The sequence below is a fragment of the Myxococcales bacterium genome (genome assembly GCA_016717005.1).
Classification (GTDB): domain Bacteria; phylum Myxococcota_A; class Polyangia; order Haliangiales; family Haliangiaceae; genus UBA2376.
On the sequence record JADJUF010000016.1, the window covers coordinates 138039 to 160621 of the forward strand.

Consider the following 22583-nt stretch of genomic DNA (forward strand, 5'->3'; position numbering starts at 1 on the left):
CCGCTTGCTGGGATCGCGCGACTGTGGCATCACGCCGGCCGTGACCACCGTGTTCGTCGACTACGCCGGGCGCGACCAGATCGCGGCGATGCGCGTCGGCGGCATGTCGATCCTCGAGCGGGTGGTGCGGGTGGCGGCGCTGGCCGGCGCGACCCGGGCCCGGGTGCGCCTCCGCGCCGACGCGCGGCCGCCGCTGCCGCCGCTGGCGATCGAGGTCGAGTACGTCGACGCCCCCGACCGCACCGCGGCGATCGTGCCGGGTGACGTGGTCGCCGGGGTCGAGGTCGTCGACGGCCGCAGTCGCCGCCGGGCCGAGCGCGCGCTCTTGCAGAGCTGCCGGCGCCCCTACGACGGCCTCGGCGACACCTACGTGATCCGGCCGGTGTCGCTGCGCCTGACGCCGCTGCTGGCGCGGCTGGGCGCGACCCCGAACCAGGTCACCGTCGCCAACACGGTCTGGGGCGCGCTGGCGTGCGCGCTGGTGGTGATCGGCGGCCGCGGGCCGATCGCCGCGGGCGGCGTCGCGATCTTCCTGCAGGCGGTGTTCGACTCGTGCGACGGCGAGCTGGCCCGGATCCGCTACCTGTACTCGAACTTCGGCCGCATGCTCGACAACGCGTCGGACGACGTGATCGACATCGGCATGACGCTGGCGCTGGGCTGGGCGCTCGGCGGCTGGTGGTGGCCGGTCGCGGTCGTGGCCGGGGTCGCCCGGGCGTCGTGCGCGCTGATGATCTTCCGGGCGGTGGCGCGGATGGGCAAGCCCGGCGACGTGCTCGCGTTCCGCTGGTTCTTCGACCGCGCCGAGTCCGAGCTGACCGACCGGTTCGAGCACAAGCTGACCCCGCTGGCGGTGGTGCGATCGCTGGGGCGGCGCGACGCCTACGTGCTGGTCTGGACCGCGAGCTGCCTGGCCGGCGTGCTCGAGCCGGGCTTGGTGCTCGGGCTGATCGTCGCGTTCGGGTACTTCGGGCTGTCGCTGGTCCACCGGGTGGTGCGGGCCCGGACCCCGGCCGCCGAGCGGGTCGGCATGTAGCTGCACGGCCGGGGGCGCCCGTGCTACACGAGGCGCCGTGTTCACCGGCCTGGTCGAAGATCTCGGCACCATCGCCCGTGCCGACCGGCGCTCGGACGCGCTCGTGCTGACGGTGCGCCCGGGCGCGATCCCGGTGGCCGAGCTGGGCCTGGGGGAGTCGGTCGCCCACGACGGCGTGTGCCTGACGGTGACCGCGGTCCACGGCGACACCTACGAGGTCCTGGCGGGGGCCGAGACCCTGGCCAAGACCACGCTGGGCGAGCGCCGGGTCGGCGACCGCGTGCACCTCGAGCGGGCGCTGGCGCTCGGCGATCGCCTGGGCGGCCACATGGTCGCCGGCCACGTCGACGGCGTCGGTGAGCTCGTGGCCCGGGTCGATCGCGGCGCCAACGTGGTCCTGACCTACCGGCCGCCGGCGGCGCTCGTGCGCTACGTGATCGTCAAGGGCTCGATCGCCATCGACGGGGTCAGCCTGACGGTCAACGCCGTCGACGCGTCGACCTTCGCCGTCGCGATCATCCCGCACACCGTCACCGCGACGCACCTGGGCGACAGGCGCCCGGGCGCGCGCGTGAACCTCGAGGTCGACCTCATCGGCAAGTACGTCGAGAGGTTGGTCGCCCCGTACCAGGAGAAGTCGTGATGCGCCTCGCCACCCCGTCCGCTCGCGTCGAAGCCGCGCTGGCCGCCATCCGCGCCGGCCAGATGGTGATCATGGTCGACGACGAGGATCGCGAGAACGAGGGCGACCTGGTCCTGGCGGCCGACAAGGTCACGCCCGAGGCGATCAACTTCATGGCGACCCACGCCCGCGGGCTGATCTGCCTGGCGATGGACGGCCCGCTGATCGACAAGCTCGAGCTGGCGCCGATGGTGCGCGACAACCAGGCCAGCCTGGGCACCGCGTTCACGGTGTCGATCGAGGCCCGCCACGGCGTCTCGACCGGCATCTCGGCCAAGGATCGCGCGACCACCGTGCGCGCGGCCATCGCCGACGACGCCCGGCCCCACGACCTGGTGTCGCCGGGCCACGTGTTCCCGCTGCGGGCGCGGCGCGGCGGCGTGCTGGTGCGCACCGGCCAGACCGAGGGCTCGGTCGATCTGGCCCGGCTGGCCGGGTGCAAGGCCGCCGGGGTCATCTGCGAGATCATGCGGGACGACGGCGAGATGGCGCGGATGCCGGAGCTCGAGGTCTTCGCCGCCAAGCACGGGCTGGTGCTGTGCTCGGTCGCCGATCTGATCGCCTACCGGCTCGAGCGCGAGCAGATCGTCCGGCGCCGGCGCGAGCACGGCCTCCGGCCCGGGTTCCTCGGGACCGGCGAGCCGTGGCGGGCCTTCGTCTACGACACCGAGGTCGAGGACACCGAGTACCTGGCGCTGGTCCGGGGCGAGCCCGAGCGCGCCGCCGGGCCGGTGCTGGTCCGGGTCGCGGTGCTCGACCCGGTCGTCGACCCGCTCGCGCTCAAGCCCGACGTCGAGGCCGCGCTGCGGCAGATCGACGACGCCGGCGTCGGCGTGTTCCTGTACGTCCACAGCCGCGCCCGGACCAGCGTCGAGAAGTCCTTCGCCAAGCTGACCGACGCGGCGCCACGGTCGGGCGCGCTCCGCCCCGACGCGTCGAGCGAGGCCCTGCGCGATTTCGGCCTGGGCGCCCAGGTGCTGGCCGACCTCGGCCTGTCCAAGGTCCGGCTCCTGTCCAACAGCGACCGCAAGATCGTGGGGATCGAGGGCTTCGGGATCGAGGTGGTCGAGCGGGTGCCGCTGGCGACCCGGCCGGTGCGCACGAAGGCCGACGTGAGGTAGATTGCGCGCCATGCCGACCGTCCTCGAAGGCGCGCTCTCTGCCGCCGGCCTGCGCTTCGCCATCGTCGCCAGCCGCTTCAACGGCCTCATCGTCGAGCCGCTCGTGGCCGGCGCGGTCGACGCCATCACCCGCACCGGCGGCAGCGCCGACGCCATCACGGTCGTCAAGTGCCCGGGCGCGTTCGAGCTGCCGCAGGTGGTGCGGCGGGTCCTGGCGCGCGGCGGCGTCGACGCGGTGATCGCGCTGGGCGCGGTGATCCGCGGCGCGACCCCGCACTTCGACTACGTCGCCGGCGAGGCCGCCAAGGGCGTGGCCGGGGCCGCGGCCGAGGCCGACGTGCCGGTGGTGTTCGGCGTGCTGACCACCGACACGATCGAGCAGGCGCTCGAGCGGGCCGGCACCAAGGCCGGCAACAAGGGCTTCGACGCGGCCATGGCGGCGATCGAGATGGCCCAGCTCTACCGCGCGATCGGCACCCGCGCGTGAGCGAGTCGCTCGTCACCCGCCGGGCCGCGCGCGCGCTGGCGCTGCAGGTGCTGTTCGCGATCGACGACGGCGTCGAGGCCGCGATCGCGCGCGACGCGGTATCGAGCTGGGCCGATCGGTTCGAGCTCGAGGCCGACGGCGCGGTCCGGGCGCTGGCGACGACGCTGGTGGCGCTGGTGGTCGACGACGCCAACCGCGCGGGCATCGACGACGTGATCGTCGCCGGGTCCCGCAACTGGCGGCTCGAGCGCATGGCCCGGGTCGATCGCAACATCTTGCGGCTGGCGGTGGGCGAGTTCCTGCACGCGCCGGCCACGCCGGCCCGGGTCGTGATCAACGAGGCGGTCGAGCTGGCGAAGCGGTTCGGCACCGCCGAGTCGCCGGCGTTCATCAACGGCGTGCTCGACCGCATCGCCGGCACGCTCGGCCGCCGCGACGTCGAGCCGGCTCCGGAGCCCGGGGCGTCGTGAAGCTGTCGCTGCTCCCGCTCGACCTCGCGCGCTGGGACGAGACCCCGCGGGAGGCGCTGCTGGTGCCGGTGTTCTCCGACGAGCGGCCGCTGCGCGGCGCCGCCGGCCTGTGCGACTGGCGGCTGTGCGGCCGGCTGACCCGGCTGTGCAAGGCCGGCCGCCTGGTCGGCACCCGCGGCGAGACCGTGATGCTGCCGCCCGGTCGGCGCCTGCCGTTCCGCCGCCTGTTCGTGTTCGGGCTGGGCCCGTCGAGCGGCTACCGCGAGACCGCCTTGCGCGACGACCTGCGCTGGATGCGCCAGGTCGCCACCGCCGCCGGCGTCAAGGACTTCGCGCTCGAGGCCCCCGGCCGCGCCACCGGCGTGATCGGCGCCCGGCGCGCGCTCGAGGTCGTCCTCGAGGAGACCGATCGCGGCGACGGCGCCGTCTGGCTGATCGACGGCCCCGCCGGTCACAAGGACATGGCCGAGCTCCTGCGCCTGCAGGGCCGCCGCGACTGAGGCGGGGCGAGGCGGGTGCCGCTGGCGAAGGGCCAGCGGCCGGGGAGCGCTCGAAGGGCGCCGCGGACCCTCGAAGGACGTCGCGGCGCGCGACCGGACGCCGCGGGCGCGACGAGGCCGCGGCGCGACGAGGCCGCGGGCTCGACGGACGCCGCGGGCTCGACGGACGCCGCGGGCGCGACGGACACCGCGGGCGCGACGGACACCGCGGGCGCGACGGACACCGCGGGCGCGCGACGGACACCGCGGGCGCGCGACGGCGCGGGCGCGCGACGGACACCGCGGGCGCTCGACGGACACCGCGGGCGCGACGAGGCGGCGGGCGCGACGGACACCGCGGGCGCTCGACGGACACCGCGGGCGCGACGAGGCCGCGGGCTCCCAGAGCGCTGATGGAGTTGACGCCGGTGTGGACAGCCACACCGCAGTCATCGAGGGCGACCTGGTCGCGCGGGCAGGCGGTGTGCCTGACCCACAGCGGCTTGGACACCGGCGACGCTTGCAGGATGACCGAGCGCTGTTGAGTTGGCGCCGGTGCCCACAACCCCACAGCGCCCGCCGGTTCCGTGAGTTCGATCTTGATCGTCCGGAGACCCTGAGGGCGCTCGACCAGATCCGATCCAGGTGAGCCGGCCTAGCGTCCGTCCAGGTCGCCGGGCTCGGGTCCGTGCCGTCGTTCTCGCTCTCGTAGATAAAACGGGATCCGGGGCCGGTGGGCGCTGTGGGGTTGTGGGCACCGGCGCCAACTCGACCGCGGTGCTCCGGCGCGCGCGCCTCGCCGGTGTCCAAGCGGTGTGGGTCAGGCACACCGCCGTCCTGTGCGGTCTGGTCGCCATCCACGATGGCGGCGGGGTGACTGTCCACGCCGCGGCAACTCCACCAGCGCTCCGGGCGCCAGCTCCCTCACCCCGCGGTCCCGCCAAGGCGTGCGCCGTGCGCTTGCGATCGACGTACGGGCTTGACGCATCTCCGTGGTGTGTTATATGCCATAATCAAAAATGAGCGCACCGCGACCCCTCCGAACGCCGATCCAGCTCACGCTGGATCGGGCTCGTCGCCCCACCGGGCACGGCGGCTGGCGGCCCGGCGCCGGTCGCAAGAAGCGCAAGGGCAGCTGCGCGCACCTGCCGCGCCCGCGCTTCCCGGCGTCGGTGCCGGTGCACGTCACGCTCAAGGTCGTCGGCGGCCTGCCGTCGTTCCGGCGGGCCGCGGTCATGCGCGTCGTGCGCGCGGCGATTGCCGCGGGCGGCCACCGCGGCGACTTCCGCGTGGTCCACTACAACGTCCTCGGCGATCACCTCCACTTGGTGGTCGAGGCCGCCGGCGCCGCGGCGCTCGCGCGCGGCATGCAGGGGCTCAGCATCCGCTTGGCCCGGCGCCTCAACGCGCTGCTCGGTCGGCGCGGCCGGTTGTTCGCCCAGCGCTATCACGCGCGGCCGCTGCGCACGCCGCGCGAGGTCCGCAACGCCGTCCGCTACGTCCTGCTCAACGGCCGGCACCACGCCGCCGAGCGTGGGCAGGTCCTCGCGCGCGGGTGGGTCGATCCCTACTCCAGCGCGCTGTGGTTCGACGGCTGGAAGGCCGCGATCTGCACGGACGCCCCGTGGCTCCGCGCGCTCGCCAAGGGCGGACGACCGACCGCCGACCCGCACACCTGGTTGCTCTCGGTCGGCTGGCGCCGGGGCGGCGGCCTGATCGACATCGACGACGTCCCTGGGCCGGCGCCGTGATCCAGGGGAGGGCGGGGCGCGGGCGAGCTGCGGGCTCGACGATGAAGTCGGGGCACGGCACGACCTTGGTGCCGAGCCGGTGAGTCGGGTAGCGTGGTGTCGGGGCGACGCGGAGTCAGGGCGACGCGGTGGCGCGCGCGAGCGCGGCGATCTCGTGCTCCTCGAGTTGCTGGGTCTTCATGATGGCCTGGTCCGCGCGGAGCTCCCGGGCGGTGGCCGACAGCGCGGGGTTGATCAGGAAGAAGCTCCCGGTCGTCTGCTGTGCCAGGCGTACGGCGACGTTGGGGTAGGCGCCGATGAGGTTGCGCATCTTGTCGATCGCGCGCGCCTGCGCGACGCGACCGATGAGCCACGTGGCGATATTGTCGCGCGCCTTGTAGTCGAGGTCGCCGGGGTTCTGCGTCGCCAGGAAGACGCCGAGGCCACCCGAGCGAGCGCGGCGCAGCAGCTCGAACATGGGCTCCTTGGTCGGCGGTGATGACACCGCCGGGATGTAGATGTCGGCCTCGTCGAACAACGCGACCGTGCGCAGCGTCGGGGCCGGGTTCCGCCGGACCATGCGGGCCAGCTCGACCAGCAGCCTCGACACGAAGAACTGCAGCACGGCGACGTCGGTCAAGGCCACCGCGCTGATGATCGTGAGGCGGGTCTTGCCAGCCAGCGGCGCCATCATCGCCTGGACATCGAGCACCTCTCCGCCGCCCGAGAGCAGCTGGCCGCGCTGGATCGCCAGCGTGTCCAGATCCTCGGCGACGGCGCTGAAGTGGCGGGTCAGGTTCCCGACCGCGGCGAGGAGCTCGGGATCGGGTCGCGAGATCGTGTCGCGCAGGTCGTCCAGGGTCGCGCCCGAGGTGTCCGCGTGGAGTTCGATCGCCTTCTTGAGGATCGCGGTCCGCTTCTTGTGGGCGTCGGCGCGCCCGTACCCGATCATCGCCGCCAGGCCGCCTGCGGCGGTGGTCGAGACCTGATCTCGCTCCTGCGGCGTCATCTCGGGCATGCCGGCGGGGACGATCGGGATGCGGATGGGCCGCCCGGTCGACTCACCGGGCGTGTACAGGTCGACCTGCACCTTCGCGCGCAGCGCCTGCTTGCGTTGCGCGGCGGCGGGGTCGGTCGGGACCTCCGCCCACCAAGTGCCGCTGGCGTATCGCGCGAGGTCGCCCTTGCGGTCGACGAGCATGACCGAGATGCCGCGCTCGAGGAGTTGTTCGACGATGTTGAGCGCGATCGTGGTCTTGCCGCTGCCGGTGGTGCCGAGGAACGCCGCATGCACCTTGAGGGACTCCGCCTCGAGCGTCACCGCCTCCCCGCGCATCGTCGGCGTGACGCCCAGGTGGAGCAGGTTGGCGGCCGGTACCATGGCCGGTGGCGCCGGACGGGGGAGCGGCGGGAGCGACGGGAGCGGCGGCGGCGGGGCCTTCGAGATCGTCGGCGCTGTCGCCGGGGTGCCCGGTGCCGCCATCGCTGGCGGCGCCGATGGCGGCAGCTGATCGAGGTCGAGGAGCCGGCGGAAGAGGGCCAGGCGCGCTAGCGGACGTGCGCGGCGTCGCCAGGCCTGGAAGCCTGGGCGACTCGAGGAACGGGCCGCGAACGTCGTGAACGCGAGGGTCGCGCGCAGGTCGCCGTCTTCGACCGCCAGGGCCAGGCCGCCGGCCTTGATCAGGGCGCCGAGCTGCTTGGCGGTCTGGGTCTTGGGTCCGTGAGAGAACTCCGACGTGCGCAGCGCGATGGCGATCTCGCCGTCCGTGATCGAGTCGTGCAACGCGACGAGCTGACGGCCCAGGTGACCGCCCTGGGCTTGCCGGTTGCAGATCTCGACGATCCGCGTCGGCCGACCGGGGCTGGCGATGGTGAGGCGCGCGCGCTTGCTGGTGTCGAGGCGCGGGTTCATGGCCAGGCCGAGTTCTTCCGCGCAGGCGGCGACCCCGCCTTCGAGCAGGTGCAGCAACCCGACGTCATCGTCGGGCACGGACGTCGACTCGACCTGGACGTCGTTCCAGGCGCGCTCCAGCGCGTCGGTGTCGTCGGATCGCTCGACGCCCGCGCTGAGCGTGGCCGGCGGGACCCCAGCCTCGGCGGTCGCCGTCGGGACGAGGGTCGCCGAGGCGATGCAGCGCTCCTGGTACTTCCGGAAGTACGCGAGGCAGTCGCGGGCCTTCTGGTTGCTCAACTCGTCGAGCTGCTCGGGCTGGAACGGGAAGAGCGCCTCGTCGTCGCGCCAGCCGACGTCGACGGCGTCGTAGAGGAACTCGAGCCGCCGGGCCAGCATGACCTCGATCTCGCTCCGGCTCCGTTGCGCGGTCAGCCGGACCACGCCCGGGTCGCGCTCGAGCCGGTCGACGACGGGTGAGCTCAGCCGTGGCCGGATCTGATCGTAGACGTCGTCGAGACACGCCACGACGACCAGCGCCGAGGGGAGCGCGTCGGCGATCTGTCGAAGGGCGTCGAACGCCCGCTGGATGCGCTCGTGGCTCTGCGCGTCCGGGATCTCGTCTTCGATCTGATCGACGAGGAGCACGAGCGCTGCGGCGTGGAGTTGGAACGCGAGGTGGCCGAGCTGGGTCACCATCCGCACGGGATCTTCGGGCTGGAGCCTCGGCGCCAGGCCACCGAGCAGGCCTTGCTCATACGTGGTCAGCGGCTCGCACCGCAGGTACTTGATGATCCGACGCTGCAGCGCGGGATCGCGGCGCTGCAACAGGACCAGGGCATGGATAAGGTCACTGTCGACGGTCCTGAGCGCGTCGACCCGGACGAGCTGGTCGACGACCTGGCCGATGAAGGTCGGGAACTCGTCATCGCCGACCTCGCTGGTGCGGAGCCGCTCCAGCAGCGCAGGCGCGACCGCGCCGTCGTGCTCGATCAGCCCATCGGAGAGGTACACGAGCGCGGGCTCGGGTCGGTCCGGGGCGTTGTAGGGGCGCTCGAGCGAGTCGATCAGCTTGGTGAGCACGTACCGCGCGTAGTCGCCGACGTCCGAGGACATCTGCAGGTAGCCGACGTACCCGAGGCCACGCTCATGGACGCTGGTCCGGAACGCCCGCAGGAGGTGGGTCTTGCCGCTCCCGGCGCCGCCCAGGACCAGGAGCGTCCGGCCGTGCCCCTGGCCATGTCGGACCGGGGTGATCGCGTGCTCGAGCTGGCTGGCGAAGGCGGTCCGCGCGTCGCCATGGATCGTGTCGACGTCGAAGGGGTCGCGCTCGAAGACCTGGGCTCCGTGGGCCACCGACGCGAAGACCTCGGGCGCGTCCGCGCGGCAGAACGCGGTGACGCGCGGATCGACGCCCGCGACGCCGGCGCTCTCGAACAGCCCGCGGAGCTTGTCGCGCGCGCGCCGTTCGCTCGCGCTGTCGCGGTCGGCGAAGACCGCGTCCATGATCCTGACCAGCATGCGCTCGAGATCACGCGCTGGCGCCTCGTTGTGGGACTGCGCAGCGATGCGCTTGCACAGGCGCACGCCGCGCCAGGTGCTCGGCCCCGGGTCGCCGAACGGCCCGCGCCCCTCCCGATGGATGCGCATGAACGAGATCAGCTCGGCCGCGCTCAGCTCTGGCTCGCCGAATGCCTCGTACTGAGGGAGCAACGCGAAGAAGCGCGGCGCGGCGACGCGTGCGAGCGGCAGCGTCCGGGCCACCTCGTGGTCCTCGATCACGCCGTCGGCGGCCGCGGCGAGGTGCGCGATGCGCAGACAATCGTCGAGGAGCGCGAGCGCCGCGAGGATCCGGAACGGGGCGCTGGCGCCGGTGTCGCGGCGGAGCTCCGCGACCAGCTCGTCGCGCACCGGCCCGGTGGCGCCTTGATGGAGCTGGCCGATGATGGCGTTCAACCAGGTCACGATCTCGACGGTGTCCAGCGGCGCCCAGGTGGTGGTCACGACGGCTCCGATCGCTCGACGAAGTGGTAGCGAGTCTCCAGGTGCGGGAGTTCGGACTCGCGGACGAGGTTGGGGTCGAGGGCGCCCATCAGGTCGGCGCGGACCAGCCGCACCGTGCCGGCCTGGTGGGCCGCGAGCAGGTCGCGCTTGAAGTCGGCCAGGGGATGTGCGCGAACACGGGGTCACGCCACACCGCGCTGATGAACACCTTGCGGGGGCCGAACTGGCCGGTCGTCGCGCGATCGGCCGCCGCCTGAACCGCAGCGCCGAAGTCGACGGGCGCCGGCACGCCCCATCGCTGAGCGCACAGCCAGCGGCGCACCAGCGCCTCGCGCAACGCGCGGATGTCTGACCGGACGGCGCCGGTCTCGCGCGCTGCGAGCAACGCGGCTCGCCGCTCGGGCGCGCCCGTGCCAGCGCCGAGGAGCTGGCTGAGGAAGTGCGCACGGATCGCCGGCGGCGTGCGGCGGACCGGCGGCGGGAGCCCGAGCGCACGCCACACCAGCGCGTCGCACACGGAGGCCAGGCGCGGCAGCGGACCATCGGACCACAAGCCGAGCGCGCGGCCGATGGTCGCGGCGACCCACTGGTCGCGACCTTTCAGGCGCGCATGGGTGGCGCGGTCGTCGGTGGGGATGTCGAGGGCGAGCCCCGGCACCAGCTGGCCTTGCAGCCGGGGCCAGGTCACGCTGCCGGCGGCCGGGAACCGTGCCGCCAGGGGCTCAGCGCCAGCGACGGCGCGGCGGTGCTCGTCGATCAGGCCGGCCGAGGTCAGGCGTGCGGTCGCCTCGAAGATCGCGGTCGACCAGCGGGCACCGTCGATCGCCGTCGGGGCGAACGCGCGCAGCGCCTGGACGACCGCGGCGTGGGGCATCGGGCGCGGGGCGGTCGCGAGTCGACCGAGGACCAGATCGTCGAGCCGCGCGGGGACGACCGTCGGAGGTTCGTGGGTTGCCATCTGTTAGCCCTTCCGGCGCCGGCGCGCCCCGTCGCGGATTCCGAGCAGGCGGATCACCATCTGGACGGCTTGGCGTGCGTCGGCGTCGACGTCGTCGGCGAGGACCCGCAGGACGATGTAGCCGTGCGCTTGCAAGAGGAGGTCCTTCTCGCGGTCGAGGCGGTAGTGATCGACGTCGGTGAAGTGGTGGTACCCATCGACCTCGATCGCGAGGTCGTCCGCGCGGGCGAGCAGGTCGACCTCGACCGGGCGCGGTCCGAAGTGGAAGGACAGCGTCTGGTTGAGCTGGAACCTGCCGGTCGTCGCGGGCGTCGCCTCCAGCGCCGTGAACAGCTTGGCCTCCGGTCGGCTGCGCGCTCTGGGGGCCGCGGCCGACGGAGGCGGGCTGTGGGTGGTCGCCGCCTCGGACCTGCCGTCGAGTGGGAGTTCGACCACGCCCTCCGCGATGATCACGGCCACGCGATCCGTCCGGGACGCGAGCCACCGCGCGAGCATGGGCGCCGTGGCGATCACCGCGACCGGTTGCCGTGGCCGCTGCGTGCTGATCTTGATCGCGTCGATCGCCGCGGTCGAGAGCCAGGTGTCGGTCGCATCGCGCGGCGGCGCGAACGTCGTCGCGAGCGACGCCTCGCCTTGGCTCGCTCGCAACCAGTCGTGCCACCAGGTCTGCGCGATCGCGGGGTCACCGACCAAGGTCGTCACGCGCGGCGTGCCGTGCTCGCGCACCCACTGGTGGCGCGTGAGCATCCGCATGACGGCTCCGTCCTCGGGCCCCCCCATGGCGCTAGCCTAGCGCCTGCGCTTGCCCAGATCTCGTCGCGCGGGCGTCGTTCGATCTCACCCTTGGCCGGTGACCGTCGGGCGCGCCGCCGCGGCCGTCAATTCCGCGCGAGCATCACGGCGGTCTGGGCGAACTGCATCGCGGTCCAGTACGAGCCGAGGGCGTCGAGGCGCTCGCGCGGATCGCCGGCGCGCTGGGTCTCGGCGATCTGGTAGTAGATCTGCGTCTGGACCGGGATGCCGCCGGTGGCCACCAGCGCGGCGCGGGCCTGCTCGCGGGTGCGGCGCTCGGCGAACTCGAGCATGTGGTCGAAGGCCTGCTGGTGCGCGACGCCGGTGAACTCGCCGTCGGGGCCGTACTGGAGCTGGAGCGAGTAGTACTCGGTGATCAGCGTCGAGGTGTCGCTGAACGACAGCTCGCTGGCGGCCAGCGCGAACAGGCCCCAGGCGATCGAGTCCTCGCCCCAGGCGGCCTTGAGCTGCGCGGGCAGGCCGTCCATGGTGGTCACGTTGGCGCCCATCATCGCGACCAGGTAGCCGGGCTCGCGCAGCGCGAACGCCTCGCGGGCCTGGTCCATCGGCAGGTTCAGCGCGCCGGCGAGATCGGCGACGAACAGCGCGTCGAGGTAGGCGAGGTTCGACGCGGCCGCGGACTTGAACGACTTGGCCAGGCGCCGCACGTTGGGCAGCGAGCAGCGGTAGTCGAGCGTGATCGCGGCCTCGACCTCCATCGTCGTGCCGGCCCGGGCCAGCCCGACGATCGCCCGCGCGATCGAGCCGATCGCGGGGAACACGGTCTGGGTCAGCTCCCGGGCGGTGTCGCGCGACGCCAGCACGGCGGGCGGCTTGCCGGCCAGCGCCGCCAGCGCCGCCCGGGCCTTGGGCAGGAGCGTGCTCGACGCCATCGACCGAAAGCCCCAGCCGGTGATCGCCAGGCGGAACGCCGACATCAGCTGCAGGTGGCCGCCCATCGTGTCGGGCTTGATCGTGCCGATCGTGAGCAGGGCCTGGTCGGTCGCCGCCGCGAACTGCTCGAACTCGTCGAGCTTGGCGGTGGCGCCCGCCAGGTCGCCCTTGGCCGCGAGCGCCAGCACGTCGGCCGTCGAGCCCGCGGTCGCGCCCTGGAACCACGCGCGCGTGATCATCCGTACCGCCGCGGCGCCGCGGCCGTCGGCGCGCAGGCGCTCGGCGGTCGTCAGGTCGTCGATCGCGCCCTGCGCGAAGGACGCGACCAGCGTCGGCACGGCCTGCGAGGTCGACAGCTCGAGCACCTGGGGCCAGCCATCGGCGAGCATGCCGCTCCAGAACTGGTACTGGCGCTCCATCGCCGCGACCACCGGCTCCGGCGGCGCCATCTGCGCGACCGTGACCGGCACCGGCCGCGCCAGCTCCTTGCCGGTGAGCAAGGTCAGCGCCGCGTAGACGTCGGCGATCTCGACCGCCTCGGCGCCGTGCGCGGCGGCCAGCTCGACCAGATCGACCTCCTCGCCGGTGGCCAGGTCGACCGCCTTGCGCATGCCGATCGGGTAGCCGAGGCGCTTCTTGCCCTTGGCGATCGCGGCCTCGAACTTCTGCGGGATGCCGCCGACCGGGCCGATCGTGCCGTCGGGGTTGATGATGCCGGTCATCGTCGCCTCGGGCGAGACCGCGTACCCGAGCAGCCCGGCCAGGTAGCCCGCGGTCATCAGGCCCGAGGCCGAGGCGCCGTCGACCCGGCCCGACGCCGCCGCGGTGAACGTGAGGTCGGTGAGGTCCTTGCCGAGCAGGTCGGCGGCGACGAGCGACGCGGTCCACACGCCGGCGCGCCAGCTCGGGCCCAGGCCGCCCGAGACGTCCTCGAAGATGCCGACCCGGACCTGGCCCGCGGTCGAGGTGGCGGCGGTCAGCTCGACCGCGCCGAGGCCCCCGACCGGGGGCGTCGCGCCGGTGTCGACGTAGAGCGAGTCGACCGAGACCTTGCGCTCGCCGGCGGCCAGCGGCACGACGGTCGAGCCGCCGCGCTCGTCGGTGCCGAGGATCAGCGCCGAGTCGCCGCGCTTGGCGTCGCCGCCGAACGCCAGCGGCCGCACCTGGGCCGGGCCGCCCGCGCCCGGGGTCGGGGCCGGCGTCGGGGCCGTCGGCCGGGGGGACGTACACGCGAGCAGCGACACACCCAGGAGCAGCGCGATCCTCATCGGACCCATCGTACCGCGCGCGGGCCGCCCGAGGCCGAAACTTGCCCGCCGGATGCGGGCGCGGTTCGATCGGCGCGATGGCGCGCACGCTGGCGATCGACCGCGCGGTCGACCTGTTCCTCGACCACTGCAAGGTCGAGCGCGGGCTCGCGCCCAACACGCTCGACGGCTACGGCCGCGATCTGGCGCGCCTGGCCGGGTTCCTGGGCGCGCGCGGCCGGGCGATCGTCGACGACATCACCGCGGTCGATCTGGCCGATCACCTGGCGGCGCTGACGGCGGCCGGGCAGTCGGCCCGGACCCGGGCCCGGGCGCTGGTCGCGATCCGCGGGCTCGGGCGCTACCTGGTCGGCGAGAAGTGGCTCGACGCCGACCCCAGCGAGCTGATCGACGCGCCCAGGACCGCGCCGCGCTCGCCGGTGGTGATCGGCGAGGACGCGGTGGCGCGGATCATCGCGGCGGCGCCGCGGTCGACCCCGCGCGGGCTGCGCGACGCGGCGATGCTCGAGCTGATCTACGCGACCGGCCTGCGGGTGTCCGAGCTGGTGGGCGTGCCGCTGGCCGACGTCAACCTGAAGAGCGGGTTCGTGCGCGTCACCGGCAAGGGCGGCAAGACCCGCCTGGTGCCGATGGGCGGCGCGGCCCGGGCCGCGATCGAGGCCTACGTCGCGACCGTGCGGCCGACCTGGCTGCGCGACCCCCGCCAGCCGGCGATGTTCCTGACCGAGCGCGGCCGGCCGATGACCCGGCAGGGCTTCTGGAAGCTCCTGGGCGGCTACGTCCGCGCGGCCGGGGTGCGGGCGGTCGGCGGCGCCGTCTCGCCGCACAAGCTGCGGCACTCGTTCGCGACCCACCTGCTCGAGCGCGGCGCCGACCTGCGCGCGGTCCAGGCCATGCTCGGCCACGCCGACATCGCGACGACCCAGATCTACACCCACGTCAGCCGGGCCCGGCTGGTCGAGCAGTACCGCGCCGCGCACCCGCGGGCTCGGTAGCCGGCGAGCTTGCGACCGTCGCCGCGGCCGTCCATAGTCCCGCGGTGAACACCGAGATGACGCCCGAACGCATCCAGATCGTGGTGCAGGGCATGATCATGTTCATCGCGGCGATCGCGCTGCACGAGTTCGGGCACGCGTGGATGGCCACCCGGCTCGGCGACAGCACGCCGCGCCGGCAGGGGCGCCTGACGCTCAACCCGATGGCCCACGCCGATCCGATCGGCACGCTGCTCTTGCCGCTGGTGTTCCTGGTCTCGACCGGCGGCATCGGCTTCGCCTGGGGCAAGCCGGTCCAGCACCGGTCGTTCGACCGCAAGGGCAACCTGCTGGTCGCGTTCGCCGGGCCGGCGATGAACGTGATCCTGGCCGCGTTCATCTGCACCGTCCACGTCGCGCTGCTCAAGGGCGGCGTGGTCACGCTCGGCGATCGGATCTCGAGCGGCCTCGTCATGGCGGTGTTCCTGAACTTCATCCTGTTCTTCTTCAACCTGATCCCGGCGGCGCCGCTCGACGGCGGCACCGTGCTGCGCGGCCTGATCCCCTACAGCTGGCTGCGCACCTACGACCAGTACGCGGTCTACGCGCCGTTCGTGCTGCTGGCGTTCATGTTGATCCCGGCCATCGGCGTGATCGTGCGGACGCCGGCCCTGTTCATGACCGAGCACCTCTACGACGTGCTGCTGAAGATCGGCGGCCTGCCGCCGCTGCCGGGGATGGGATGAGCTTCGCCGGCGGCAACTACCAGGTCGCGCTCGACGTGTTCGAGGGCCCGCTCGACCTGCTCCTGCACCTGGTCAAGAAGCACGAGCTCGAGATCCTCGACATCCCGATCGCGTTCGTCACCCAGAAGTACCTCGAGTACCTCGACGCGATGCAGCGGCTCGACATCGACGTCGCCGGCGAGTACCTGGTGATGGCGGCGACCCTGTGCCACCTCAAGTCGCGCGAGCTCTTGCCCAACCCCGAGCCCGAGCCGGTCGAGGAGCTCGACGAGGACGCGCCGCTCGAGGAGATCGACACCCGGGCCGAGCTGATCAAGCGGCTGCTCGAGTACCAGAAGTACAAGGCCGCGGCCAACCACCTCGGCGACCGGCCCGTGGTCGGGCGCAACGTCTGGGGCCGGGGCATGGCGCTCGAGGACGCCATCGCCGAGGGCATCGACGCCGAGGCCATCGCGCCGCTGGCGCCGTTCCCGGTCCACAAGCTGATCGAGGCCCTCGACCGGCTGATGCGGTCGGCCAAGATCAAGGTCAGCCACAACGTCCTGATCGATCGCCTGAGCGTCAGCCAGCGCATCAGCGAGCTGACCGACCGGCTCGAGCGCGAGGGCACGTTCACGTTCACCTCGATGTTCCGGTTCGCGCAGCCCGACGTCGAGATGACCTACGCCGAGATCAAGCACGAGGCCGTCGTGACGCTGCTCGCGGTGCTCGAGATGGCCAAGCTGCGGCTGATCGCGATCCGCCAGGACGAGGGCGACGTCGAGATCCACATCGCCCGGGTCGCCGAGGACCTGCGCGAGGCCGTGGCCCGGACCGTGGCCGGCTCCGACGAGTACCGCTAGGGCCAGGGCGCACCGCGTTACCGCACGAAGGGGGTTTCGCTCCCGCCCGCAAGTGCGCTAAAAGCGCGGCGAACGTGGCCCGGACCAAGAAGCGCAAGACCCGAGTGACCGCCGAGCGTGACGCGCTCGAGTCGGTGGCTGCCGACGCCGGCGTGGAGATCACCGCGGGCGAGGACAGCGACGGTGCGGTCAGCGCAACCGCGCCCGCCGAGGCCGAAGCGCCTGACCCGGTCTCAGCGCCGGACGCGGAGCCCGACGCCACGCCTGAGCCCGCGTCGGTCGCGGATCCGGAGTCGGTCGCGGATCCGGAATCGGTCCCGGATCCAGAGTCGGAGTCGGAGTCGGACTCGGCCACGGAGTCGGAGTCGGAGTCGGCCACGGAGTCGGAGTCGGCCACGGAGTCGGAGTCGGCCACGGAGTCGGAGTCGGCCACGGAGTCGGAGTCGGACCTGCTGGACGCCGCCGCTGACCTCGCTCCCACCGGCGACGTCGATCCGGACGCCGAGCCGCTGGACGACGAGCTCGACGACGACGAGGCGGTCTCGCCCATCGCGGTCCAGGCGGCGCAGCTCGACGAGGCGCGGTTCCGGTCGCTGATCGAGGCGCTCCTGTTCGCCGCTGACAAGCCGCTGACGCTCGCGCGCCTGCGCCAGCTCACGCGCGTGTCCGACACCGCCCGGATCCAGGCCGCGCTCGACGCGCTGATCGCCGCCCACGCCGACACCGGCATCGTCGTGTCGTCGATCTCTGGCGGCTACTCGCTGCGCACGCACTCGTCGTACTCGCCGTGGGTGCAGCAGCTGATCGCGGGCCGGCCCGTGCGGCTGTCGCGGGCGCAGCTCGAGACCCTGGCGATCGTCGCGTACCGCCAGCCGATCACGCGTCCCGAGATCGATCAGATCCGCGGCGTCGACTCGGGCGCGACCTTGAAGCTGCTGCTCGACCGCAGCCTGATCCGCATCCTGGGCAAGCGGGAGGAGGTCGGTCGGCCGCTGCTCTACGGGACGACCACCGAGTTCCTGGACTTCTTCAGCCTCAACGATCTGCGCGAGCTGCCGACGCTGCGCGAGTACAGCGAGCTGTCCGAGGAGAGCCGCGGCGTGGTCGCGCGGATGGGGATGGAGGTGCCGGCGGCGCCGTCGGTCGCCGGCGCGAGCGACGCGGACCTGGTCGCAGCGATGGAGCCGGGGGGCGAGGGCGAGGGCGAGGCGAACGGGGACCGCGAGGCGAACGTGGGTGAGGACGCGGCGGTCGTGGACGGCGAGGGCGCGGGCGAGCCCGACGCTGACGCCGACCTGGTCGCCGACGGCGACGCCGGCGCCCATGAGGACGTCGAGCTGGACGCTGGCGCCGGGGTCGTCGCCGAGGGCGACGCCGAGCCGGTCGCGGACGGCGAGGGGGTCGCGGACGCCGAGGCCGACGCGGAGCCGGTCGTGGGCCCCGAGGCCGACGCGGAGTCGGGCGTGGACGCCGAGCCCGATGCAGAGCCGGTCGTGGACGCCGAGCCGGTCTTCGCCGAGCGCGACGCTGGCTCCGAGACCGAGCCCGACACCGGCTCCGAGCCCGACACCGGCTCCGACACCGACGCCGGCTCCGAGCCCGACACCGACACCGGCCCCGACACCGACGCCGGCTCCGAGCCCGACGCCGGTTCCGAGCCCGACACCGGTTCCGCGCCCGACACCGGCTCCGACACCGGCTCCGAGCCCGACGCCCAGACCGAGCCCGACGCCGAGCCCGACACCGGCTCCGAGCCCGACACCGGCTCCGACACCGACACCGACACCGACACCGACGCCGGCCCCGAGCCCGACGCCGGCTCCGAGCCCGACACCGGCTCCGAGCCCGACACCGGTTCCGAGCCCGACACCGGCTCCGAGCCCGACACCGGCTCCGAGCCCGACACCGACACCGGTTCCGAGCCCGACACCGGTTCCGAGCCCGACACCGGCTCCGAGCCCGACACCGGCTCCGAGCCCGACGCCGGCTCCGAGCCCGACGCCGGCTCCGACGGCGACGGCGGCACAGACGCCGAGCCGGGGGCCGAGGCCGAGGATGCGCCGGTTGGGCACATTCTCGAGGAGCCCGCGCCGGCCGCGCTCGAAGAGCCAGCGGGGTTGCCGCGGGCCGATGCATCGATCGACGCGACGCACGATGGTGTGCTCGGCAGTCCCGACCCCGACGATGTGATCGTCGATACCGACGAGGGCTACTGATGTCTGCTCCTACACTCGTGCGCCTGCAACGATTCATCGCGCAGGGCGGCATCGCCGCGCGTCGCAAGGCCGAAGCGCTGATCAAGGCGGGCCGGGTCACGGTCGACGGCCAGGTCGTCACCGAGCTCGGCACCAAGGTCGATCCGCTGACCGCCAACGTCCAGGTCGACGGCGCGCCGGTCGCGCCGCAAGAGCTGTTCTACATCGTCTTCAACAAGCCCAAGGGCTGCATCACCGCGGTGACCGATGATCGCGGCCGCGAGACGGTGATGGACTACCTGCCGAACCTGCCGGTATCGGTGGCGCCGGTGGGGCGGCTCGACTTCTACAGCGAGGGCGTGCTGCTCTTGACCAACGACGGCGAGCTGGCGGCCAAGCTGCTGGCGCCGGGGTCGCACGTGGCCAAGACCTACCACGTCAAGGTCAATGGCGACATCGGCGCGGCCGAGCTCGAGCGCCTGCGCACCGGGGTCACCCTCGACGACGGCACCGTGACCGCGCCGGCCGAGGTCGAGGAGCTGCCGAGCGACAGTCGCCACTCCTGGCTGGCGTTCACCCTGTACGAGGGTAAGTCGCGCCAGATCCACCGCATGCTCGAGGCGCTCGGCGCCACGGTCACCAAGCTCCAGCGGGTCGCGTTCGCGAACCTGTCGTTCCACGGCCTGCGGGTCGGCGACGCGCGCGAGCTGTCCCAGGGCGAGCTCAACGAGCTGCGTGAGCTGGTCGGCATGGACCGCAAGGTCGGCGCGCGTGGGCGGTGGTCCGCGACCCGCGAAGAGACCGATCGGTCCCGCAACCAGCGCGCCCAGCTGCTCGCCGCCAAGATCGAGGCCGCCGGCGGTGTGGTCCCGCGTGGCGTCGGTGACGACGACGACGAGCACGTGTTTGAGCAGCAGCTCGACGCGCGCCGGGGCGACGCGCGCGGTCCGGCGCGGCCTGACGATCGGCGCGGCCCGCCGCGTGCCGACGCCCGCCGCGGTCCGGCGCGGCCCGACGCGCGGCGCGGTCCGGCGCGTGATGACGCGCGGCGCGGTCCGGCGCGTGATGACGCGCGGCGCGGTCCGGCGCGTGATGACGCGCGGCGCGGTCCGGCGCGTGATGACGCGCGGCGCGGTCCGCCGCGTGATGACGCGCGGCGCGGTCCGGCGCGTGATGACGCGCGGCGCGGTCCGGCGCGTGATGACGCGCGGCGCGGTCCGGCGCGTGCCGACGCCCGCCGCGGTCCGGCGCGGCCCGACGATCGGCGCGGCCCGCCGCGTGCCGACGCCCGCCGCGGTCCGGCGCGGCCTGACGATCGGCGCGGCAGCTTCGGCGGCCGGCCGAGCAGCGACGATCGGCCCGCCCGCGGGGGCCGACCGGGGGCGAGCTCCGGTCCCGCGCGCGGCGCCAGTCGTCCGGGCGCCAGCGGTGGTGGCTTCGGCGGTCGTCCGGCCAGCGGCGGTCGTCCGGCGAGCGGCGGTCGTCCCGCGAGCGGCGGTCGTCCCGCCAGCGGCGGTCGTCCCGCGAGCGGTGGTGGCTTCGGCGGTCGTCCTGCGAGCGGCGGTCGCCCGGCCAGCGGTGGTCGCCCGGCCAGCGGCGGTCGCCCGGCCAGCGGCGGTCGCCCGGCCAGCAGCGGTCGCCCGGCCAGCAGCGGTCGCCCGGCCAGCGGTGGTCGTCCTGCCAGCGGCGGTCGTCCCGCCAGCGGCGGTCGTCCGGCCAGCGGCGGTCGTCCTGCCAGCGGCGGTCGCCCGGCCAGCGGTGGTCGTCCGGGGCCGCGTGGCAAGGGTCCGAGTCGCCGCTGATCGCGACTCCGTGATAGCGTGCGTTCCTCCATGGAGCTGCGCGCGCTGACCATCCTCGACTCTCTCCAGCCCCAGCTCACGGGCTTCCTGCAGACGGTGTGCGCGGGCTTCATGCCCAAGGAGTACGAGGCCGCGCTGTTCATCGAGATCGCGCCCGGCATCGCGATCAACCAGCTCACCGACGCCGCGCTCAAGGCCACGACCTGCCGCCCCGGCATGCAGATCGTCGAGCGCGCCTACGGCATGCTCGAGCTGCACGACGAGGACAAGGGCCAGGTCGAGGCCGCGGTCGACGCGATCACCTCGCAGATGGGCGTCCGGCGCGAGGACCGGCTCAAGCCGCGGATCGTGTCGTCGCAGATCATCACCGGCATCGACGGCCACCAGAGCCAGCTCATCAACCGGATGCGCCACGGCGACATGATCGTGGCCGGCCAGACCCTCTACATCCTCGAGGTCCACCCGGCCGCCTACGCGGCGCTGGCCGCCAACGAGGCCGAGAAGGCCGCGCCGATCCACCTGCTCGAGATGATCGCGTTCGGCGCGTTCGGCCGCCTGTGGCTGGGCGGCAGCGAGGCCGAGATCGCCGCCGCCGCCGCCGCCGCCGAGGGCGCTGGCCGGGGTCACCGGCCGCGACAACAAGTAGCCCGGGCCCCACTGGGGCCAACGGGCTGCCTGATCGGGCAGGCGATTGCGCCAGCGCCGCCACCTGCGCGATCGCCGGTCGCCGCTATAGTGTCGGCCATGCCCACCCACGCGCCCCCCGAGCTGACCGCGCCGTTCGCGCCCGGCGGCGAGGCCGCGATCGACGCCGTGCTCGCGCAGCGCCTCCTGGCGACCGCGCTCGAGTCGGGCGGCGACGCCGCCGATCTGTACTTCGAGTACCGCGTCACCGCGGACTACGCGCTGCAGGAAGAGAAGGTCAAGAGCGTCGGCCGCGGCGTCACGCTCGGCCTCGGGGTGCGCGTCACCAAGGGCGACGCCACCGGCTACGCCTACACCGAGGACCTGCAGTGGGAGCGCATGGCCCACGCCGCGCGCATCGCCGGCCAGATCGCCGTCGGCGGCGGCCACGTCGAGGCGGTGGCGGCCCACGCGATCACGCTGCCGGACTACTACCCGGTGGGACGGCTGTCGCTGACCGAGCCGCCGGCCGACAAGCTGGCGCTGCTCTACGCGGCCGATCGCGCCGCCCGCGCCGCCGATCCGCGCATCATCAAGGTCGAGGCGTCCCTGGTCGAACAGATCAAGGAGGTGCTGGTGGTCAGCTCCGACGGGCGCATGGCCCGGGACATCCAGCCGCTGATGCGGTTCGGCGTGTCGGCGGTCGCCGAGGACGGCGCCAAGCGCCAGAGCGGCAGCTCCGGCGGCGGCGGCCGGTTCGGCCTCGACTACTTCGCGCAGCCGGGCAAGGACGCGGTCAGCCACGGCCGCGAGGCCGCGCGCGTCGCGATCGCGATGCTCGACGCGCGCGAGGCGCCGGCCGGCGAGATGCCGGTGGTGCTGGCGCCCGGCGACTCCGGCATCCTCCTGCACGAGGCGGTCGGCCACGGCCTCGAGGCCGACTTCAACCGCAAGGAGACCTCGAACTACACCGGCCAGCTCGGCAAGCAGGTGGCGTCGCCGCTGTGCACCGTCGTCGACGACGGCACGATCGGCTCGTCGCGCGGGTCGATCAACGTCGACGACGAGGGCTTCACCAGCGGCCGCCACGTGCTGATCGAGAACGGCACGCTGGTCGGCTACATGCACGACCGCCTGAGCGCGCGCCACTTCGGCGTCGCCCCCGGCGGCAACGGCCGGCGCGAGTCGTTCCGGTCGATGCCGCTGCCGCGCATGACCAACACGCTCTTGATGCCCGGCCCGCACGCGCCCGAGGAGATCATCGCCTCGGTCAAGCGCGGCATCTACGCCAAGCGCTTCAGCGGCGGCCAGGTCAACATCTCCAACGGCGACTTCGTGTTCAGCCTGACCGAGAGCTACCTCATCGAGGACGGCAAGCTGACCGCGCCGCTCAAGGGCGTCAACCTGATCGGCAACGGCCCCGAGGCCATGCGCAAGGTCGACATGCTCGGCACGGACTACGAGCTCTCCGACGGCATCTGGACCTGCGGCAAGGACGGCCAGTCGGTGCCGGTCGGGGTCGGCACGCCGTCGGTCCGCATCAGCGGCATCACCGTCGGCGGGACTCAAGCATCGTGAGCAAAGCACC

The 22583-nt window shown here is 73.5% G+C and carries 17 protein-coding genes; 13 read left to right on the top strand and 4 right to left on the bottom strand.

What is annotated here, in order from left to right:
• Positions 1 to 40: 40 nt before the first annotated feature.
• From IPL61_16470 to IPL61_16500, 7 genes are all read left to right on the top strand, one after another.
• Positions 41 to 1036 carry a CDP-alcohol phosphatidyltransferase family protein gene (locus IPL61_16470; GenBank protein ID MBK9032839.1) on the top strand — a complete coding sequence of 332 codons (996 nt, stop codon included), beginning with the start codon at positions 41 to 43 and terminating at the stop codon, positions 1034 to 1036.
• 37 nt (positions 1037 to 1073) lie between these two features.
• Complete coding sequence (locus tag IPL61_16475) at positions 1074 to 1679, top strand: riboflavin synthase (protein MBK9032840.1); 606 nt, start codon at positions 1074 to 1076, stop codon at positions 1677 to 1679.
• Entirely contained in the window at positions 1679 to 2839 is a 1161-nt protein-coding gene (gene ribB / locus IPL61_16480; protein ID MBK9032841.1) for a 3,4-dihydroxy-2-butanone-4-phosphate synthase, read from the top strand. Before IPL61_16475 ends, ribB begins: the two co-directional genes overlap by 1 nt.
• Positions 2840 to 2849: 10 nt before the next feature.
• Positions 2850 to 3326 (top strand): 6,7-dimethyl-8-ribityllumazine synthase, encoded by a 477-nt coding sequence (locus tag IPL61_16485; protein ID MBK9032842.1) that lies wholly within the window; start codon positions 2850 to 2852, stop codon positions 3324 to 3326.
• Complete coding sequence (gene nusB / locus IPL61_16490; GenBank protein MBK9032843.1) at positions 3323 to 3796, top strand: transcription antitermination factor NusB; 474 nt, start codon at positions 3323 to 3325, stop codon at positions 3794 to 3796. The genes IPL61_16485 and nusB overlap by 4 nt, the downstream gene beginning before the upstream one ends.
• Entirely contained in the window at positions 3793 to 4296 is a 504-nt protein-coding gene (locus tag IPL61_16495; GenBank protein ID MBK9032844.1) for a hypothetical protein, read from the top strand. Before nusB ends, IPL61_16495 begins: the two co-directional genes overlap by 4 nt.
• Before the next feature lie 998 nt (positions 4297 to 5294).
• Entirely contained in the window at positions 5295 to 6026 is a 732-nt protein-coding gene (locus IPL61_16500) for a transposase (GenBank protein MBK9032845.1), read from the top strand.
• A gap of 115 nt (positions 6027 to 6141) precedes the next feature.
• On the opposite strand, the gene IPL61_16505 is transcribed toward IPL61_16500, so the two are convergent.
• From IPL61_16505 to IPL61_16520, 4 genes are all read right to left on the bottom strand, one after another.
• On the bottom strand, positions 6142 to 9900 hold the full coding sequence (locus IPL61_16505) for a DUF853 family protein (protein ID MBK9032846.1): 3759 nt from the start codon (positions 9898 to 9900) through the stop codon (positions 6142 to 6144).
• 88 nt (positions 9901 to 9988) lie between these two features.
• Complete coding sequence (locus IPL61_16510; GenBank protein MBK9032847.1) at positions 9989 to 10858, bottom strand: hypothetical protein; 870 nt, start codon at positions 10856 to 10858, stop codon at positions 9989 to 9991.
• A 3-nt stretch (positions 10859 to 10861) separates the two neighbouring features.
• A complete protein-coding gene (locus IPL61_16515) occupies positions 10862 to 11638 on the bottom strand; it encodes a DUF559 domain-containing protein (protein ID MBK9032848.1) in 777 nt (258 codons plus the stop codon).
• A gap of 98 nt (positions 11639 to 11736) precedes the next feature.
• Positions 11737 to 13812 (bottom strand): hypothetical protein, encoded by a 2076-nt coding sequence (locus IPL61_16520; GenBank protein MBK9032849.1) that lies wholly within the window; start codon positions 13810 to 13812, stop codon positions 11737 to 11739.
• Between the two features lie 77 nt (positions 13813 to 13889).
• On the opposite strand from IPL61_16520, the gene IPL61_16525 reads away from it, so the two are divergent.
• The 6 genes from IPL61_16525 to tldD all read left to right on the top strand — a co-directional run bounded on the left by IPL61_16525 (position 13890) and on the right by tldD (position 22573).
• Positions 13890 to 14807, top strand: coding sequence for a site-specific tyrosine recombinase XerD (locus IPL61_16525; GenBank protein MBK9032850.1), 918 nt, complete (start codon positions 13890 to 13892; stop codon positions 14805 to 14807).
• Between the two features lie 44 nt (positions 14808 to 14851).
• Entirely contained in the window at positions 14852 to 15532 is a 681-nt protein-coding gene (locus tag IPL61_16530; GenBank protein ID MBK9032851.1) for a site-2 protease family protein, read from the top strand.
• Positions 15529 to 16374, top strand: coding sequence for a segregation/condensation protein A (locus tag IPL61_16535; GenBank protein ID MBK9032852.1), 846 nt, complete (start codon positions 15529 to 15531; stop codon positions 16372 to 16374). The genes IPL61_16530 and IPL61_16535 overlap by 4 nt, the downstream gene beginning before the upstream one ends.
• 74 nt (positions 16375 to 16448) lie before the next feature.
• On the top strand, positions 16449 to 18590 hold the full coding sequence (scpB, locus tag IPL61_16540) for an SMC-Scp complex subunit ScpB (GenBank protein ID MBK9032853.1): 2142 nt from the start codon (positions 16449 to 16451) through the stop codon (positions 18588 to 18590).
• Between the two features lie 17 nt (positions 18591 to 18607).
• On the top strand, positions 18608 to 20371 hold the full coding sequence (locus IPL61_16545) for a pseudouridine synthase (protein MBK9032854.1): 1764 nt from the start codon (positions 18608 to 18610) through the stop codon (positions 20369 to 20371).
• 744 nt (positions 20372 to 21115) lie between these two features.
• Positions 21116 to 22573: a metalloprotease TldD gene (tldD, locus tag IPL61_16550; protein ID MBK9032855.1), complete on the top strand. Its 1458-nt coding sequence runs from the start codon at positions 21116 to 21118 to the stop codon at positions 22571 to 22573.
• Positions 22574 to 22583: the final 10 nt, after the last annotated feature.